Here is a 15,011-nt window from a genome sequence, read left to right on the forward strand (position 1 = left end):
GATAATGGCAAGCGTTGAAAAGGTGCCGATGCTGGCGGAAGGCTATGAGAAGCTGAGTGCACAGCTCTCCGCGCTCAAGGCCGAACGCCCTCTGATCGTCGATGCGATCGAGGAAGCGCGCGCGCATGGCGACCTTTCGGAAAATGCCGAATATCACGCGGCGAAAGAACGTCAGGGCCAGGTCGAAGCGACGATCGGCGACATTGAAGACAAGCTGTCGCGTGCCCAGGTGATCGACCCGACGACGCTGTCGGGCGACCGCATCGTATTCGGCGCGACGGTCACGCTCGCCGACGAAGACGAGAAGCCGATCCGTTATCAGATCGTCGGTCAGGCCGAAGCCGATGCCAAGGACGGCAAGATCAGCTATAATTCGCCGCTCGGCCGCGCGCTGATCGGCCGCCGCGTCGACGACGAGATCGAAGTCACCGTGCCCTCGGGCGACAAATATTATCTGGTGACGAAAATCGAATTCCTCTGAGCATCGCGGGGGCCTCGCGATGAACCGGAACGCTGCACCGATTGTTACGGGCTTCGCGCTGGTCTGCGTCGTCGTCTTCGTGCTGCTGTGGATCACCGGCTTGCAAGGCGAGGCATTTGTGCGCGCGGGCTTTATCCCCGCGCGCTTCGGTGCCGAACTGATCGCTCCGCCGGGAACGATGGTGCCGTTCATCCTGACCCCGCTGACATCGGCCTTTTTGCACGGCGGCGTGCTGCACCTCGTCTTCAACCTCGTCGTGCTGCTCTATATTGGGCGCCAGCTCGAAGCGCCGCTGGGCGCTAACGCCACGGCTGCGTTGCTCGTGGGCGGCGCCTATGCCGGTGCATTTGCACAATGGGCAGCCGATCCCGCATCGCCGATCGTTATGGTCGGCGCGAGCGGGGCGATTTCGGCGCTGATCGCGGTGTTCGCCTTGATCTTCAGCCGTTCGCAGGCGCCCGCGATCGGGCCGATCCCAAGCCATTGGGTCCGTGCACTGTGGCTTGCGGCGGCGTGGATCGGGCTCCAGCTGTTGATCGGTTTCGCCGGCGGCGGTGGCTTCGGCGCGATCGCAATCTGGGCGCATGTCGGCGGGTTTGTCGCTGGCCTGTTGCTCGCGCGCCCGTTGCTGCGTTGGCGGTTTGGAGCGCGCTAGTTACCGGATCCGGCGACAATGTCGGACATGGGGTGGGAAGCTGTCATTCCTCTCTCCCGTCGGGAAAGGGCTTTTAGGACCGCTAACCGTCATCCTGACTTGCGAAACTCGATCAAATCCCACTTGTTGCCATAGAGATCAAGGAACACCGCGACGGTGCCATAATCGGCATCGACCGGTTCGCGCTCGATCCGCACGCCCTTGTCGAGCAGGCGTTGATAGTCGCGCTGGAAATCGTCGGTTTGCAGGAAGAGGAAGACGCGGCCGCCCGCCTGATCGCCGATAAACTTCGATTGTTCGGCACTGCTCGCGCGGGCGAGCAGGATGGTGGCGCCACCTGTCGGGTTGCCCGGCGAGGCGACCAGCACCCAGCGTTTTTCCTGTTCGGGCTGATATTCGTCGGCGACGAGGGTGAAGCCGAGCGTGCCGACATAGAAGTCGATCGCCTCGTCATAATCGCGGACGACCAGCGCGATGTGGGCGAGCGACTGGCGTGGGCCGCTCACTCGCGCAAACCCCGCAATGCCGCTCCCGCGGCAAATGGCCCGATCACCGTCAGCAACAGGCTCGTCGCGGCGAGCAGTTTCATCGCCCCGCGTCCCGACGGGTCGAGCATCCCGGCGCCGAAGATCAGCATTGGCACCGCGAGTGGCAGGATCAGCAGGCCGCCGATTGCGCTGCCGCCCTTGAGATTGGCGGTCAGTGCCGCACTCAATATTGCGAGCGAGGCGAGGGCAGGGATAGAGATGGCGAGGCCGGCCGCGAGGGTTTCCACCCGAGCCATATCCTGCGCAAGCAATGCCGCCGCAGGAAGTAGCGCGATCAGTAGCGGTACACCAAAGCCGATTGCGTGCGCGGCGATTTTGACTGCGGCGATCACCTCGTCGGGCATGCCGCGTACCGCGAGCTGGTCGAGAACCCCTGTGTCGCGGTCGGGTCGTATCAGCCGGTCGATGGGCAGTAACGCCGCGAGCAATGCTGCAACCCAGATCATTCCGCCGCCGGTTCGTGCCAGCAACGGCGCATCGGGGCCGACAGCAAAGGGAAAGGCAGTGGCGACGAGCAGGAAAAAGAGCACCGGCAGCCATAGCGCGCCGCTGCCCCATGCGCGGCGCAGGTCGCGCCAGAAAAGGGCGAGCAGTGCGGTCATGCCAACGCCCCCAGATCCAGTTCGTCCAGATCATCCAGCCCCAGCGGAAAATGCGATGCGAGCAAAACCGCGCCGCCATTGGCGCGATGCTTTGCGATCGCGGCGACCAGCCGCGCCTGCGCGGCATCGTCCATGCCGTTCGCCGGCTCGTCGAGCAGCCAGATCGGCGCCGCCGATGCGATGACGCGTACCATCGCGGCGCGCTTGCGCTGGCCGGTTGACAGCATCCCGACGGGAACCTCGGCGAGTGGAGCCAGCGCCATTTCGGCGATGGCGCGATCGACGCTATGACCGTCGACAGTGTCGATCCGCGCCCAGAAATCGAGTGCGCGGCGCAATGGCAATTCGGTGTCGAGCGCGGCATTTTCGTCGATCAGCGCGCAGCGCTCGTGGCGCTCGACCGTCCCGGCGGCCGCGCGAAGCAGCCCTGCGACGACGCGGATCAGGCTGGACTTGCCGGTGCCGTTCGGGCCGCGCAGCCACAGTGCGTCGCCGCGCCTCAGCGTCAGCGACAGATTTTCGAACAGCAGCCGGTCGCCGCGAATGCAGGCCACCCGGTCGAGCCGCAACAGGGTCGTCACGCCCCCTGCGCGCGGATGCGCGCTCACGCCATATCTTCCAACGCGTGCATGTCGTCGTCGGAAAAGCCGAAATGATGGCCGATCTCGTGGATCAGGACATGGCGCACCAGCCCGCCGAGCGGCTCGCCGGTCTCGATCCATTCGACGAGGATGGGGACGCGATAGAGGGTGACGCGGTCGGGCATGCCGCCGCTCTGGTCGATGCTGCGCTCGGTCAGCGGGCGGCCTTCGTACAGGCCGGTGAGATCGTAAGGATGTTCGATGTCGAGCGAGGCGAGGGTTTCGGCGTCGGCGAATTCTTCGACCGCGATCACCACGCCCTGAATATGCGGGAGAAACTCCGCAGGCATAGTTTCCAGCGCCGCCTCCGCCATCGCGAACAGCGCGTCGGCGTCGGGCGGGCCGCCGGTCCAGGCGCCGGGCAGGTCGGGGGTCAGCGGGGGCAGGGTGGGCTTGTCGCTCATCGCGCTCACCCTTATGGCGGGCGGGCCGGATTGGCCAGCGGGAGAAGAGAATATGATCCAGAAACTCGACGATGTGGCGCGCGCCGCGCTGTTGGCCCGATTCCCCGACTGGACGCATGAACCCGTGCGCGACGCGATCACGCGGCAGTTCAGATTCGCCGATTTCGCACAGGCGTTCGGCTTCATGGCGAGCGTGGCGATTATCGCTGAAAAAATGGACCATCACCCCGAATGGTCGAATGTTTACAACCGCGTCGACATCCTGTTGACGACCCACGATGCGGACGGATTGTCGGAACGCGATGCCAGGCTGGCCGAAGCGATCGAGGCGCTGCTCTGACCGTCAGTGGCAGCTAGCGACCGATGCTGGCCGTTTCCCGGCGAAAGCCGGGCATGAAGCCGACGTCTGCGCTGAAGCTCACTGGGCCGTGGCTTTCGCCGGGGAACGGCAAGGGCAGCAAACCGACCCAATTGCGGACATGGATTGTAATTGGTCAGCCACTTGCTAGCGGCGCATTATTCAAAAGCTCTAATACGACGATGCCTAGTCTAACGCGCCAAAAAATAGATTGTCGCGAGTAGCATCGCCAGCGCTGTCGTCGCGCGTTCAAAGGGAAGCCGGGCGGTAGGCACTTCGGGTCTGAAACTTGAAATTCCACCCCCGTTTTTCCGAACCATTTCTTCGCGGTGGATTTGTGCGAGAACGATACCGGGATCCCCATTGGCTTCCAAAGGACCGGGCGATCCATAGAGCAATGGGACGTCAGTCAGGAGGTCTCTATTCAAACCTCTTGCTGCTTCGCCGCGCTGCTTCAGATTCCTCGCGAATTCCGCCGCGTCGTCCAAAGCAGGCTGGCGGCTTGGATCGTCTGCAAATATTCTAGCTTTGGCTCGCTCGCTAAACTCCTGCTCGTTCGCCACATCACTTCCCTTCAAGTTTGTGCTTTCAGTAAAGATAGCATTGGATAGTAAACGAGAAGTTCTGCGCGCAAGCAATGGAGCAAAGAAGCTGCTCGATTTTATTGGTCTGCAGGCATGTCTGCATAGCATGAGGACAGACTGTCGGCTTCCCCACCCCCAAGCTGCCGCTCCATTTATCCGGCCGCGCAGCTTGCGCTGTGCGGCCACCCCCTTACAAGCGGCGCAAAGCACAAGGGGAGCCTACCATATGAATGCCAGCCTGTTTCGCCGCAAAGCGATTGTTCCGGAGCAGCAGGACGGGCACGGACTGGCGCGGACGCTGGGTTGGCCGCACCTTATCGCATTGGGAGTCGGCGCAATCGTCGGCACCGGAATTCTGACGCTGATCGGCGTTGGCGCCGACAAGGCGGGCCCTGCTGTCATCCTCTCCTTCGGCATTGCGGGTCTCATCTGTGCCTGCGCGGCGCTGGCTTATGCCGAAATGGCGACGATGATCCCGGCTTCGGGCAGCGCCTATACGTACAGCTATGTCGTCATTGGGGAAATCATCGCCTGGGTCGTCGGGTGGAGCCTGATCCTCGAATATTCGCTGGTGGTGAGTGCGGTTGCGGTCGGCTGGTCGGGCTATGCCGCGCCCTTGCTGCAGGCATGGGCGGGCGTGCCGATGGCACTGATGCAGGGGCCGGAGCTTGGCGGTATCGTCAATCTGCCTGCGATCGGCATTATTGCGGTGGTCGCGGGTATGTTGCTCGTCGGCACGCGCGAAAGCGCGACGGTCAATGCCGTTCTCGTGCTGGTGAAAATTGTCGCGCTCATCGTGTTCGTCGCGGTCGCGCTTCCGGCGTTCGACGCCGCCCATTTCGAACCGTTCAGCCCCTATGGCTTTTCCAAGCATGTCGGACCCGACGGGGTGGAGCGCGGCGTTATGGCGGCGGCAGCGATCATCTTTTTCGCCTTCTATGGTTTCGATGCGATTGCCACTGCTGCCGAGGAAACCAAAAATCCCGACCGCGATTTGAAGATCGGGATCGTCGGTTCGATGCTAGCCTGCGTGCTCATCTATATCGCCGTCGCGGTCGCCGCAGTGGGCGCCATCGCCTACACCCGTTTCGCCAACAGTCCCGAGCCGCTGGCGCTGATCCTGCGCGAGTTGGGCAGCCCGCTCGCGGCGCAATATCTGGCCGTTTCGGCGATCATCGCGCTGCCGACGGTCATCCTCGCTTTCTTCTATGGCCAGAGCCGCATCTTTTTCACCATGGCGCGTGACGGGTTGCTTCCCGCGAGCCTTGCCAAGCTGTCTTCACGCGGGACACCGGTGCGCATCACTATCTTTACGGCGCTAGTCGTCGCCGTGCTTGCGGGTTTCATTCCCTTGGGTGAGTTGGCGGCGCTCGCCAATGCGGGGACGCTCGCGGCCTTTACCGCTGTGTCGATCTGCATGTTGATCATGCGCCGCCGCGCGCCCGACGCGCCGCGCACCTTCCGCGCGCCAATGCCGTGGGTGATCGGCACCATTGCGGTGCTTGGCTGCATCTATCTCTTCTTCAGCCTGCCCGCGCAGACGCAATTCTGGTTCCTGCTGTGGAATATCGGCGGGCTGGCGGTCTATTTCCTTTATGCAAGGAAGAAGGCGATCGTCGGCTGATTGACCGCAGAATAGCGGGGCGGCCATGCGCCGCCCCGCTATTTTTCTACTTCTCCACCGCGCGCCAGCCGAATGGCAGTGGCGCTTCGCGAAAAGCAAAGCGGTCGAGGTGACGCGCCACCGCGCCCTGCAAGGCTTCGAGTTGCCCTTCGATGCTGGCGTCGATGCGGACAGCCAGTGCATCGGCCCCGGCGTCGAATGTCACGAGGGCGTCGCCCGGCCAGTCGGCGCCGCGTGCGTCCTTGGGGAAGGTCACGGTGCCGTGCGCCGCGGTGAATTCCACCGACAGATTATGCTCCCAATGTTTGCACAGCTGCTGCAGATATTTGCTGGCGTGCGCGGTGGGCACGCTTGCGGTTGCTGAAATCGTCATGCCGTTCCTCCTTACAGTCGCTCGATCTTCTGCGCCGCCTCGTCGATCAGTGCGACGACGGCGTGCAATGTGGCGTCGTCGAGGTCGCGCTGGCCGAGCCGGTTAAGCAATACCTGCTTCAAATTGCCCATCGCACGGCGCACCGATGCGCTATCGGTCCGCTGCCGTTCCGCACCGACCGCGGCGAGCCGGGCGATCAGTGCGTCGACAATGCCCTTGCTGGCGTCGAGTTCGGTCTGGCCATCGGCGGTGATCGCGAACAGCTTTTTCGCACCATCGCTCTGCTGCGCCTCAATCTGTCCCATGTCATCCAGCAGGGTGAGGGTGGGATAGATGACGCCGGGGCTCGGCGCATAGGCGCCGCCGGTCAGTTCCTCGATCTGGCGGATCAGATCATAGCCGTGGCGCGGTTCGTCGGCGATCAGCTTCAGGAGCACGAGCCGCAGTTCGCCGCTGTCGAACATACGGCGGCGCGGGCCGCGTCCTTCGTCGTCATCGCGGTGGCGCCCGCCAAAGCCGCGCCCGTGGCCGAAGCCATGACCGCGCCCGCCGCGGTGCATCGCGTGCCGCTTGTTGCAGCCATGGCCGCTCATTTTTCCGTAAAAATGCATCATATCGTTCCTTAGAGTGATTCTCGATAGCTCTAAGATATATCTTAATGGCGGACGTGCAAGGGGTCTCATGCGAAATTTCGCATCCCTGCCATGTGGGCGACCTCGGGTGTGATCAGTTCCGGGCGTCGAAGCGCAAGTGAATCAGCGGGTAAGCGCGTCCCTGACCATCGCGTTCCGAGCGCCCGGTGGGGACAAAGCCCATGCGCTCATAAAAGCCGACTGCTTGTGCGTTCTGCTCGTTGACCTCGGTCGTGAGGGCAGGGTGGAGCGCCAGCGCATGGGCGACGAGTGCGCGCCCGACGCCTCCGCCACGATGCGCCGGGTCGATGAACAGCGCCTCCATGCTCGCGCCATCGAGCAGCATGAAGCCGATCGGCCGGTCGTCCGCATCGACCGCGAGCCAGAGCGGGGCGGCGGGGAGGAAGCCCGAGACCTCGCGCTCGATCGCGACCCGGTCTTCGGGCGTCAGAAAGTCATGCGTCGCGTCGACGGCGTCACGCCAGATCTGGAGCGCGCGCTCGCCGTCGGCGGGGGTGGAGGTTCGGATTGCTATCATCGCCGCGACGCTAACCGACGTTGCTGCGCTGCGCCATCGCAACTTGACTCTGCTGCGGCCGCCGCTATTAGCCGCAGCCGTGTTGCCATCGCTCCGGCGGTGGCAATTCCGTCCGAGACAGTTGGTGAAGGGAATATGCCCTTCTTAATTTCCAGCCGAGACGGGGAACAGTCTTTTTCGGTCGCCCGCCTGTTTGATCAGGCGACGCGTCTTGACCGACCCCTTCGGACATCGCCAACGCAAATGCAGGTGAGCCTTGGCTCGCGCCTGTATCGGCGTTTTTTAGCCGCCCGGCGGCGCGTGCGTTTCGGCGTGTGCGGTTCCGGGCAGAAGAGTGGAGTATAGGCATGGATCGTACGGAAAAGGCCGAAGCCGTATCCTCGCTGAACGCTACCCTGTCGTCAGCTGCTTCGGTTGTGGTCGTCCGCAACCTTGGCATGACCGTCGCTCAGTCGACGGTGCTGCGTCAGCAGATGCGCGATGCAGGAGCCGACTTTCGCGTCACGAAGAACCGTCTTGCCAAAATCGCGCTCGACGGCACGTCCTACACCGGTATCGGCGATCTGCTGACCGGTCCCACCGCACTTGCATCGTCCGCCGACCCGGTGGCTGCTGCGAAGATCGCTGTGGAATTTGCCAAGACCAACCCGAAACTGGAAATCGTTGGTGGCGGCATGGGGGATGTGGTCCTCGACGCGGATGGCGTGAAGGCGCTGGCTTCGCTTCCCTCGCTCGACGAGCTGCGCGCCAAGATCATTGGTCTGGTGCAGGCTCCGGCCACCAAGGTTGCGCAAATCGCCGCAGCCCCGGCTGGTCAGTTGGCGCGGGTTTTTGGCGCATATGCCGCCAAAGAAGCTGCATAAACTTTCGAACCGAACTTGAACTGGTACCGGGCATGTCCCGGTTTTAATGGAGAAATATCATGGCTGATCTCGCAAAGATCGTTGAAGAACTGTCGACCCTGACCGTCCTCGAAGCAGCTGACCTGTCGAAGATGCTCGAAGAAAAGTGGGGCGTTTCGGCTGCTGCTGCTGTTGCTGCTGCTCCGGCTGCTGCCGCTGCTGGCCCGGCTGCTGAAGAGCAGACCGAATTTGACGTCATCCTGACGGGTGACGGCGGCAACAAGATCAACGTGATCAAGGAAGTCCGTGCGATCACCGGTCTGGGCCTGGGCGAAGCCAAGGCGCTGGTCGAAGGCGCACCGAAGGCCGTCAAGGAAGGCGCCAGCAAGGCTGAAGCTGAAGAGCTGAAGGCAAAGCTGATCGCTGCCGGCGCGACCGTCGAACTGAAGTAATTCGGTTTGCGGGTTCCGGCCGGATCGAACCGGCCGGGTTCCAGCGAAAAAGAAAGGGCGGTGCCGCGAGGCACCGCCCTTTTTTGTGCCGCGAACGGGCGGTGATTTAGTGGCGGATGAGACCCGGGCGCAGCGTGCCGGGGCGCGCATTGCCGCGTTCGGGACGGCGCACCTCCTGCTGTGCCGGGGGCGAAATTTCGCGCTGGGCGACTTCCCACGCGCTGACAGGCTTGCGCTGCAAATCCTTCTGCGCGCCAAGAGTGGCTTCATATTGCACACGTTCCTGGCGATCGAGGAAGCGCGCGCGTTGCAGTCGCTTCTTGAGCGTTTCGAACGGATTTTCGGGGGTGGGCCCGGCAAGCGCCATCGCCTCATGTCGTCCCATGCTTCCGTGCGGCGCGGCGGCAAAGCTCGGGGTGCTGCGCATCGCGGGCTGCGGAGCGATTTCCGTGCGCGGACGATCATAGGGAACCGCCTCGGCCGCTGCCATTTCTTCGAAGCTCATCGCGGCGTCGTCGGCGTCATGGTTTGCGCGGCGGCGGCGGGCGAAGGCGAGGCCTGCGCCGCCGACCAATAACAAGGCTGCCGCGCCGCCTGCAAGTTCCCAAGGGAAGGCATCACGCGGTGCGGCTGCCTGTGCGGGCGCCTCGCTAACGGGAGGCGGGGCGGTGGTCGATGCGGGTTCGACCGGTGCTGCCGTTTCGGTCGGGGCGAGGGGCAGCGCGCCGTTGCTCGCCAAGGCGGCTGCGGCCGGAACCACTGTCTGTTCGGCAGCGGCAGCAGGCTCGGCGCTTCGCGTGCTGGCTGCGCTACGTTCCGCGCGCGGCGGTGCTGCCTTGGCGGTCGCGGCCGGGCGTTCGGCGGCCTTCGCTACAGGTTCGGCGGGTTCGGCCGGCAGGTCGATCGGGACACGAATGACGGGTTTGGGCGCCGGGGGCTCGGCGACTTGAGGTGCGGCTTGGGGCGCGGCAACAGGTGCGGGCGCACTCGGCTCGGGCACTGCAACAGGCGATACCATCGTCGGAACGTCGGCGGGCGTGGCCTGTGCAAATGCCTGCGGTGCGGAAAGGGCCAGGAACGCGGCAATCGCGCTCGTGGCGGGGCGGGAGAGGGGGATTGCTTTCGTCATAGTAAGACGGAAACGAGCCGCGCTTGCAAAGCGATGCCAAAAAGCGTCTGTTTTCAAGGTGAGCCGTGGCTGTGCGGCGACTGGGCGAAGATTCGGTCCCGGTTGGTCGCGCACAACGACCGCTTTTGCGCCCGGGCGAGGTGCCGGGATCGGCGGGAGAGAATATCTCCCCGCGCCGATCCCGGGACCGCGATCAGTCGGCGATCCAATTGCCGTGGAAGCCCGGCGGCACCCGGTGCGGCAGATGGATGACTGCCTGAGGAGAGCCCGTGAAATCGTCGGCATTCAGAATGACCAGATCGGTCGTCTGGTCGTTCATGTCGACGACCAGCCCGATCAGCCAGCCGTCATTTTCGGCGCCATCGGCGCTACGCGGCACGAAGACGAATTCGCCGGGATGGCGGCCGGGGCCGAAATCACGGATGTCGGTTGTACCCGCGTCGAGGTCGTGGCGGAACAGCCGTGTGTCGGCCATGGCCCACTCGATGCTTTCGCCGTCGGGCATCGCGACACTATATATATAGCGATAGGGGCGCGTGGTCAGACGTTCGTCGTAGCGTGGGAATTCCTGTGCATGGTCATGAATGATCGTGCGGAGCGTGGTGCCCGCCACCGGGTCGATCGTCCATCGCTCCATCCGCGATTTTTCGCTGTCGGGCCCGCGCGTCGATTGCGCGAACATGGTGTCGTGCGCGACGACATCGACGATCACCTTGCCGTCGGCGGTCTCATAGGCGTTGGCGGGGTGAAAGACATAGCAGGGTTCGACCGGCACCCAGATGACGCTGTTGCCGCTGCCGTTCCGGGGAAGCAAGCCGACGCGCGCGGCGTGCGCCGCATTCCACGCATAGGGGAAGCGAAAGCCGCTGATCAGCATCTTCATCGAGAAGGTGACGGGCAGGTCGAATATCAGCGCGTAATTCTCTGTAATCGCGCAGTCGTGGATCGATGGGCCGTCGCTGACCGCCACCGCTTCCTCGCGGATCACATGGGCATGTTTGTCGAGGACGACGTGCCACACCTTGTTCGGCGTATCGCCCTTATAGGTGATGGCGTGGGTTTCGCCCGTGACGGGGTCATGGTGCGGGTGCGCGGTGTAGGAACCGGCGAGCGTACCGTCGAAGGGATTATGCGCGATCGTATCGAGCTGGTAGCCAAGCTCGACCGGCTTGCCGCCGGCTTCGACGATGGCAAAGGTGCGCCCTGCGAGGCCGACGACATTGGTGTTCGGCGCGTCGCTGGTTTCGCGGGGGCCAGGGGGCAATTCTTCGCCCAGCGCGGCACAGGCTTCGGCGCCGCGCACCCAGCGGTTGCGATACCAGTCGGCCTTGCCATTCTCGATGCGGATGCCATGGACCATGCCGGCGCCGGTAAACCAGTGATAGCTGGCGGGGTCGGGGGCGACTGCAGGATTGGGGCCATTGCGCAAATAGCGCCCGGTCAACGCCGCCGGAATCTCGCCATCGACCTGCAATGTTTCCAGTGTTAACTCTGCGATCATCGGCGCGTGGATGCCGGTGAGGAAGGGGTGGGCGTCGGTCGGGCTGGGAAGCCGCTTGCGGTTGAACTCGGCGACCTTGACGATGCCTTTGGTCACCGCACCGCGAATCAGGTTTTCGACATTGCTAGCCATGGGGACGCTCCTTATGCGGAAGGTTGCAGGCGGGCCGCTTCGCGGGTTGTGCTGGCGACTCGAAATGTTTACGGTGACAACATGACGAACGAAGATAACAGTGTCAACATAATTGAAGCTGACGGGAAAATAGCGCGTGCCTATCATCATGGCGACCTGCGCGCGGCGGTGATTGCCGCGGGAATGAAGCGGTTGCACGACGGCGATGACGGCGAACTGGGGCTACGCGCCCTCGCGCGCGATGTCGGCGTCAGTGCGACCGCTCTTTATCGTCATTTCCCCGACAAGGAGGCGCTGCTCGACGCCCTCGCCGACGAGGGGCTGCGGCGGTTGGGCGCATTGCAGGCGCAGGCGTGGCTGAAGGCGGGCGGCGGGCGCCATGGTTTCCGGGCGACCGGCGTTACCTACGTCCGCTTTGCGCATGACGAGCCTGCGGTGTTCCGGTTGAGTTTCACGCGGCAGAGGCCCCAACGCTATACCGAGGGTGAAGGTGATGGCGGCGAAGTCGCGTATAATCTTTTGCGCGCAGGCGTGAGCGAGGCGCTGCCGGGGGTCGCAAACCCCGACACCGCGGCGCTCCACGCCTGGGCGCTCGTCCACGGTCTCGCGATGCTGATCCTCGACAAGCGGATCGCGTGGGACGAAGCCATGGTCGAAGAGGTCGTCGGCCTGACCTTCGGCGGTATCGACTGATCATAGCCGGCGGGCCGAAAAGCGCCTGCGCGTTATGTGCATTGTATCTTTACCAGCTTTTCGTAGCGTGGCGGCATGGCACGATCGCTCACCCCCAGAGTCGAACCAGTGTTCTGGCTTTTGCTGACGATGCTCGGCTATTTCTTGCTGGCCAGCCTGTCGCTCTATGCGACCAAGGGCGCCGACAATATCGCTGCGATGTGGCCGCCCAGCGGATTCTTTTTGGCGTTGCTGTTGCTGATGCCGACGGGGATGCGCATCGCGTCCTTTGCGGGAATGGTTGCCGCCAGCCTCGCGGCCAATATGCTGAGCGGGGCGTCGCTGCCGACCGCGACGGCTTTCACGCTGGCCAATGGTTCCGAAGCCATGATTGCGCTGTGGCTGCTGCGCCGCCGCGAGCCGGGGGCGATTTCCTTCATGGTGCCGCGCACGGTCGGGAATTTCTGTTTTGCGGCTTTGGTGGCGAGTCTCGCCAGCGCAGCGATCGTCACGCTGCTGACCGGCGGGGGCAGCGACTTTTTCTTTTCGTGGATGACCACGGTCGCGCTGGGGTTGCTGATCGTCACGCCGCCGATCGTCATGTTGTCGCGAATGATCGCGTCGGGCGCGCTGCACAACTTATCCCTTGCGATGCAGGGCGAAGCGGCAGCCATGTTGACCGGCGCGGCGCTGGTCACTGCGATGTCCTTTTCGCAGTCCAATTTTCCGGCGACCTTTCTGCCCTGCGTCGCGGTGATCCTCGCCTCCTATCGGCTGGGTCCCTTTGGCGCAGCGGCGGGGATGCTGATCGTTGCGATCATCGCTTCGTTCCTGACCGGGCAGGGGCTCGGTCCGATCGCCGCGATCGACGCGGCGCCAAAGATCCGGATCTTCTTCCTGCAATTCTATCTGGTGACGATGCTGTTCGTCGCGCTGCCGCTCGCGGCGCTGATCGTCGTGCGCAAGCGGCTCGCCGAGCGGCTTGAGCAAAGCAACCGCTGGCTGCTTCAGGCCGAAGCGGTCGCGTTGGTTGGCCACTGGCGCGTCGATCTGTTGCGCCGGACGATCCAGTGGTCGGATCAGGCCTATCGCATCCACGGGCTCGAGCCCGGCGCGGGAATGACGGTCGAGGGCAGCCTTGCCTGCTATATCGAAGAAGACCGGGTGCGCGTGCGTGCGGTGCTGAAGCGGTCTATCGCGACCGGAGCGCCGTTCGAATTTCAGGGAAGGATCATGCGCGCCGATGGCGAGGTCCGCTACGCCAAGTCGCACGGATCGATCGAAATGGGGCGTAATGATGTGGCTGTCGGTATTTTCGGAACGATCCAGGACGTGACCGAGACGGTCGAAAATGCCCGGATATTGGAAGCGGCGCGCAGCGCGGCCGAGCGGGTTGCGAACACCGACATGCTGACCGGTCTGCCCAATCGACGCCAGACGCTCGCCTTTCTCGAAGAGGCGCTCGCTGCCGCCCGCGAAAATGGCGCGCCGCTGGCGGTCGCCATCTTCGATATCGATCATTTCAAGCGGATCAACGACAGCCACGGCCATGCTGTGGGCGACAATGTAATCCGCCGCGTGGCGCAGCGTGCCAAGGCGCCGCTTCGCGATGAGGATATGGTCGGCCGTTTCGGGGGCGAAGAATTTGTCTGCATCCTGCGCGGCGACAGCGCTCTCTCGTCGGGAATGGTTGCCGAGCGGGTGCGCAAGACGATCGAGACGGAGGATGGCGCTACCAGCGGGTTGCCGAGGGTGACGGTCAGCATCGGCGCCGCCATTTATGCGGGTGAGGCGACGGTAGAAGACCTGCTGCAGCGCGCCGACAAGGCTCTCTATGACGCCAAGCGGGCCGGCCGCAACCGGCTCCGCATGGCGGCGTGATCCGACGGCCCCGATCTGGCGGGCCAAGACGGGTAAGGAAACTGCCTGCGCGTTGCCCGTTTTCGGCGCGCTTGGCGATGTCGATGCATGTATCGGGCTTTGGTGACCGCAATTTTGCTGCTAGCCTGATCTTCGAACGCAGGGCAGCGGAAGACGTGCTATGAAATGGGACGAGGAAATGGTCGGGCGGCGAGCGATATTCGCGGGCGCGGCCGGCATGCTGGCTCTCGCTCATGCGCCATGGGCCGTGGCGAAGCTGCCGAAGAGCGGGGTAAAGGGTCTGATTGCGGGCGCTTCCGATAGCGCGCTCGACAGATTGGCTGAGCCCGGCGCTTTTTATCGCGATACTGCGGTGCGCATCCTGTTGCCGGGTGCAGGCGGTAAGCTGGCCTCGAAGCTTTTCGGCATGGGCGACAGGCTGGGCCTCACGACCAATTTGACCCGGAGCCTGAACGATGCGGGCGGCCACGCCGCGGGCGAAGCCAAGCCGGCGTTTCGCGCCGCGATCGACAATCTGCGCTGGACTGACGCGCCCGCGCTGGTGTCGAAGAACGATGGGGCGACGCGCTATCTTCAATCGAGTGCGGGCAGCGTGCTGTTCGGCAAGGTGTCGCCGCTGATCGGTTCGGCATTGGAAAATGTCGGCGCCTGGCGCCAGCTCGACCAGCTATCGAGGGGCAATCAGCTGATGGCCTCGGCGGGGCTGACCCGCGACGGGTTGACCCGATCTGTGACGGAACAGGCGCTGAAGGGCATCTTCCATTATATGGCGGGCGAAGAGGCAGCGCTTCGCCGGAACCCGGCGGCGTTGCTGAAGGGTGTGTTTTAGGGTTTGCCGGGGGCGACGCCTTGGTCGACGTCCGCTTCCCACCCCAAAGCTGTCGCTTACACGATCACTTCACCGCGCTCCCGTTGACAGCGCGCGCCCCAAATCCTATATCGCCGTCACACCCCATCGTCCG

At 63.8% G+C, this 15,011-nt stretch carries 19 protein-coding genes; 9 read left to right on the top strand and 10 right to left on the bottom strand.

Annotation, left to right across the window (positions count from 1 at the left end; all coding sequences use genetic code 11):
- Window positions 1–4: 4 nt before the first annotated feature.
- Together greA and ACSYDV_RS11295 are read left to right on the top strand one after the other, a co-directional pair.
- Window positions 5–481, top strand: a complete 477-nt coding sequence (greA, locus tag ACSYDV_RS11290; RefSeq protein WP_438323912.1) for a transcription elongation factor GreA — start codon at window positions 5–7, stop codon at window positions 479–481.
- A 19-nt stretch (window positions 482–500) separates the two neighbouring features.
- A complete protein-coding gene (locus ACSYDV_RS11295) occupies window positions 501–1,136 on the top strand; it encodes a rhomboid family intramembrane serine protease (protein WP_438323913.1) in 636 nt (211 codons plus the stop codon).
- Between the two features lie 89 nt (window positions 1,137–1,225).
- Here the strand turns inward: ACSYDV_RS11295 and ACSYDV_RS11300 are convergent, their stop codons facing one another.
- From ACSYDV_RS11300 to ACSYDV_RS11315, 4 genes are read right to left on the bottom strand one after another with little or no spacing between them, the layout of a single operon-like run.
- The gene (locus ACSYDV_RS11300; protein WP_438323914.1) at window positions 1,226–1,642 is read right to left on the bottom strand and encodes a VOC family protein; all 417 of its coding nucleotides are present in this window, start codon (window positions 1,640–1,642) and stop codon (window positions 1,226–1,228) included.
- On the bottom strand, window positions 1,639–2,286 hold the full coding sequence (locus ACSYDV_RS11305; protein WP_438323915.1) for a heme exporter protein CcmB: 648 nt from the start codon (window positions 2,284–2,286) through the stop codon (window positions 1,639–1,641). The genes ACSYDV_RS11300 and ACSYDV_RS11305 overlap by 4 nt, the downstream gene beginning before the upstream one ends.
- The gene (gene ccmA, locus ACSYDV_RS11310) at window positions 2,283–2,867 is read right to left on the bottom strand and encodes a heme ABC exporter ATP-binding protein CcmA (protein WP_438324285.1); all 585 of its coding nucleotides are present in this window, start codon (window positions 2,865–2,867) and stop codon (window positions 2,283–2,285) included. Before ccmA ends, ACSYDV_RS11305 begins: the two co-directional genes overlap by 4 nt.
- Before the next feature lie 23 nt (window positions 2,868–2,890).
- Complete coding sequence (locus ACSYDV_RS11315) at window positions 2,891–3,331, bottom strand: metallopeptidase family protein (protein WP_438323916.1); 441 nt, start codon at window positions 3,329–3,331, stop codon at window positions 2,891–2,893.
- Between the two features lie 52 nt (window positions 3,332–3,383).
- Between ACSYDV_RS11315 and ACSYDV_RS11320 the strand changes: the two genes are divergently transcribed.
- A complete protein-coding gene (locus tag ACSYDV_RS11320) occupies window positions 3,384–3,671 on the top strand; it encodes a 4a-hydroxytetrahydrobiopterin dehydratase (RefSeq protein ID WP_438323917.1) in 288 nt (95 codons plus the stop codon).
- Between the two features lie 209 nt (window positions 3,672–3,880).
- Here the strand turns inward: ACSYDV_RS11320 and ACSYDV_RS11325 are convergent, their stop codons facing one another.
- Window positions 3,881–4,252 carry a hypothetical protein gene (locus ACSYDV_RS11325; protein WP_438323918.1) on the bottom strand — a complete coding sequence of 124 codons (372 nt, stop codon included), beginning with the start codon at window positions 4,250–4,252 and terminating at the stop codon, window positions 3,881–3,883.
- 247 nt (window positions 4,253–4,499) lie between these two features.
- Here ACSYDV_RS11325 and ACSYDV_RS11330 point away from each other — a divergent pair, with 247 nt between their 5' ends.
- Window positions 4,500–5,897: an amino acid permease gene (locus ACSYDV_RS11330; protein ID WP_438323919.1), complete on the top strand. Its 1,398-nt coding sequence runs from the start codon at window positions 4,500–4,502 to the stop codon at window positions 5,895–5,897.
- A 46-nt stretch (window positions 5,898–5,943) separates the two neighbouring features.
- Here the strand turns inward: ACSYDV_RS11330 and ACSYDV_RS11335 are convergent, their stop codons facing one another.
- The 3 genes from ACSYDV_RS11335 to ACSYDV_RS11345 all read right to left on the bottom strand — a co-directional run bounded on the left by ACSYDV_RS11335 (window position 5,944) and on the right by ACSYDV_RS11345 (window position 7,440).
- On the bottom strand, window positions 5,944–6,270 hold the full coding sequence (locus ACSYDV_RS11335; RefSeq protein ID WP_438323920.1) for a DUF2218 domain-containing protein: 327 nt from the start codon (window positions 6,268–6,270) through the stop codon (window positions 5,944–5,946).
- A gap of 11 nt (window positions 6,271–6,281) precedes the next feature.
- Window positions 6,282–6,884: a PadR family transcriptional regulator gene (locus ACSYDV_RS11340; protein WP_438323921.1), complete on the bottom strand. Its 603-nt coding sequence runs from the start codon at window positions 6,882–6,884 to the stop codon at window positions 6,282–6,284.
- 112 nt (window positions 6,885–6,996) lie between these two features.
- Entirely contained in the window at window positions 6,997–7,440 is a 444-nt protein-coding gene (locus ACSYDV_RS11345) for an acetyltransferase (RefSeq protein ID WP_438323922.1), read from the bottom strand.
- 347 nt (window positions 7,441–7,787) lie between these two features.
- On the opposite strand from ACSYDV_RS11345, the gene rplJ reads away from it, so the two are divergent.
- Together rplJ and rplL are read left to right on the top strand one after the other, a co-directional pair.
- Window positions 7,788–8,303 carry a 50S ribosomal protein L10 gene (rplJ, locus tag ACSYDV_RS11350; protein ID WP_438323923.1) on the top strand — a complete coding sequence of 172 codons (516 nt, stop codon included), beginning with the start codon at window positions 7,788–7,790 and terminating at the stop codon, window positions 8,301–8,303.
- 59 nt (window positions 8,304–8,362) lie between these two features.
- Window positions 8,363–8,734: a 50S ribosomal protein L7/L12 gene (rplL, locus tag ACSYDV_RS11355; RefSeq protein WP_438323924.1), complete on the top strand. Its 372-nt coding sequence runs from the start codon at window positions 8,363–8,365 to the stop codon at window positions 8,732–8,734.
- A gap of 106 nt (window positions 8,735–8,840) precedes the next feature.
- On the opposite strand, the gene ACSYDV_RS11360 is transcribed toward rplL, so the two are convergent.
- Together ACSYDV_RS11360 and ACSYDV_RS11365 are read right to left on the bottom strand one after the other, a co-directional pair.
- Window positions 8,841–9,863, bottom strand: a complete 1,023-nt coding sequence (locus ACSYDV_RS11360; RefSeq protein WP_438323925.1) for a hypothetical protein — start codon at window positions 9,861–9,863, stop codon at window positions 8,841–8,843.
- A 193-nt stretch (window positions 9,864–10,056) separates the two neighbouring features.
- Window positions 10,057–11,496, bottom strand: coding sequence for an 8'-apo-carotenoid 13,14-cleaving dioxygenase (locus ACSYDV_RS11365; RefSeq protein ID WP_438323926.1), 1,440 nt, complete (start codon window positions 11,494–11,496; stop codon window positions 10,057–10,059).
- Between the two features lie 81 nt (window positions 11,497–11,577).
- Here ACSYDV_RS11365 and ACSYDV_RS11370 point away from each other — a divergent pair, with 81 nt between their 5' ends.
- From ACSYDV_RS11370 to ACSYDV_RS11380, 3 genes are all read left to right on the top strand, one after another.
- Window positions 11,578–12,189, top strand: a complete 612-nt coding sequence (locus tag ACSYDV_RS11370) for a TetR/AcrR family transcriptional regulator (protein WP_438323927.1) — start codon at window positions 11,578–11,580, stop codon at window positions 12,187–12,189.
- A 75-nt stretch (window positions 12,190–12,264) separates the two neighbouring features.
- Window positions 12,265–14,049: a sensor domain-containing diguanylate cyclase gene (locus tag ACSYDV_RS11375; RefSeq protein ID WP_438323928.1), complete on the top strand. Its 1,785-nt coding sequence runs from the start codon at window positions 12,265–12,267 to the stop codon at window positions 14,047–14,049.
- A gap of 160 nt (window positions 14,050–14,209) precedes the next feature.
- The gene (locus ACSYDV_RS11380) at window positions 14,210–14,878 is read left to right on the top strand and encodes a DUF4197 domain-containing protein (protein WP_438323930.1); all 669 of its coding nucleotides are present in this window, start codon (window positions 14,210–14,212) and stop codon (window positions 14,876–14,878) included.
- Window positions 14,879–15,011: the final 133 nt, after the last annotated feature.

Source organism: Sphingopyxis selenitireducens, assembly GCF_051550705.1.
GTDB lineage: Bacteria > Pseudomonadota > Alphaproteobacteria > Sphingomonadales > Sphingomonadaceae > Sphingopyxis.

Excerpts from the sequence above, each read along its gene's own strand:
- greA (WP_438323912.1), top strand. The coding sequence starts at position 5 with ATGGCAAGCGTTGAAAAGGTGCCGATGCTGGCGGAAGGCTATGAGAAG.
- ACSYDV_RS11295 (WP_438323913.1), top strand. The coding sequence starts at position 501 with ATGAACCGGAACGCTGCACCGATTGTTACGGGCTTCGCGCTGGTCTGC.
- ACSYDV_RS11305 (WP_438323915.1), bottom strand. The coding sequence starts at position 2,286 with ATGACCGCACTGCTCGCCCTTTTCTGGCGCGACCTGCGCCGCGCATGG.
- ACSYDV_RS11315 (WP_438323916.1), bottom strand. The coding sequence starts at position 3,331 with ATGAGCGACAAGCCCACCCTGCCCCCGCTGACCCCCGACCTGCCCGGC.
- ACSYDV_RS11320 (WP_438323917.1), top strand. The coding sequence starts at position 3,384 with ATGATCCAGAAACTCGACGATGTGGCGCGCGCCGCGCTGTTGGCCCGA.
- ACSYDV_RS11330 (WP_438323919.1), top strand. The coding sequence starts at position 4,500 with ATGAATGCCAGCCTGTTTCGCCGCAAAGCGATTGTTCCGGAGCAGCAG.
- ACSYDV_RS11335 (WP_438323920.1), bottom strand. The coding sequence starts at position 6,270 with ATGACGATTTCAGCAACCGCAAGCGTGCCCACCGCGCACGCCAGCAAA.
- ACSYDV_RS11340 (WP_438323921.1), bottom strand. The coding sequence starts at position 6,884 with ATGATGCATTTTTACGGAAAAATGAGCGGCCATGGCTGCAACAAGCGG.
- ACSYDV_RS11345 (WP_438323922.1), bottom strand. The coding sequence starts at position 7,440 with ATGATAGCAATCCGAACCTCCACCCCCGCCGACGGCGAGCGCGCGCTC.
- rplJ (WP_438323923.1), top strand. The coding sequence starts at position 7,788 with ATGGATCGTACGGAAAAGGCCGAAGCCGTATCCTCGCTGAACGCTACC.
- rplL (WP_438323924.1), top strand. The coding sequence starts at position 8,363 with ATGGCTGATCTCGCAAAGATCGTTGAAGAACTGTCGACCCTGACCGTC.
- ACSYDV_RS11360 (WP_438323925.1), bottom strand. The coding sequence starts at position 9,863 with ATGACGAAAGCAATCCCCCTCTCCCGCCCCGCCACGAGCGCGATTGCC.
- ACSYDV_RS11365 (WP_438323926.1), bottom strand. The coding sequence starts at position 11,496 with ATGGCTAGCAATGTCGAAAACCTGATTCGCGGTGCGGTGACCAAAGGC.
- ACSYDV_RS11370 (WP_438323927.1), top strand. The coding sequence starts at position 11,578 with ATGACGAACGAAGATAACAGTGTCAACATAATTGAAGCTGACGGGAAA.
- ACSYDV_RS11375 (WP_438323928.1), top strand. The coding sequence starts at position 12,265 with ATGGCACGATCGCTCACCCCCAGAGTCGAACCAGTGTTCTGGCTTTTG.
- ACSYDV_RS11380 (WP_438323930.1), top strand. The coding sequence starts at position 14,210 with ATGAAATGGGACGAGGAAATGGTCGGGCGGCGAGCGATATTCGCGGGC.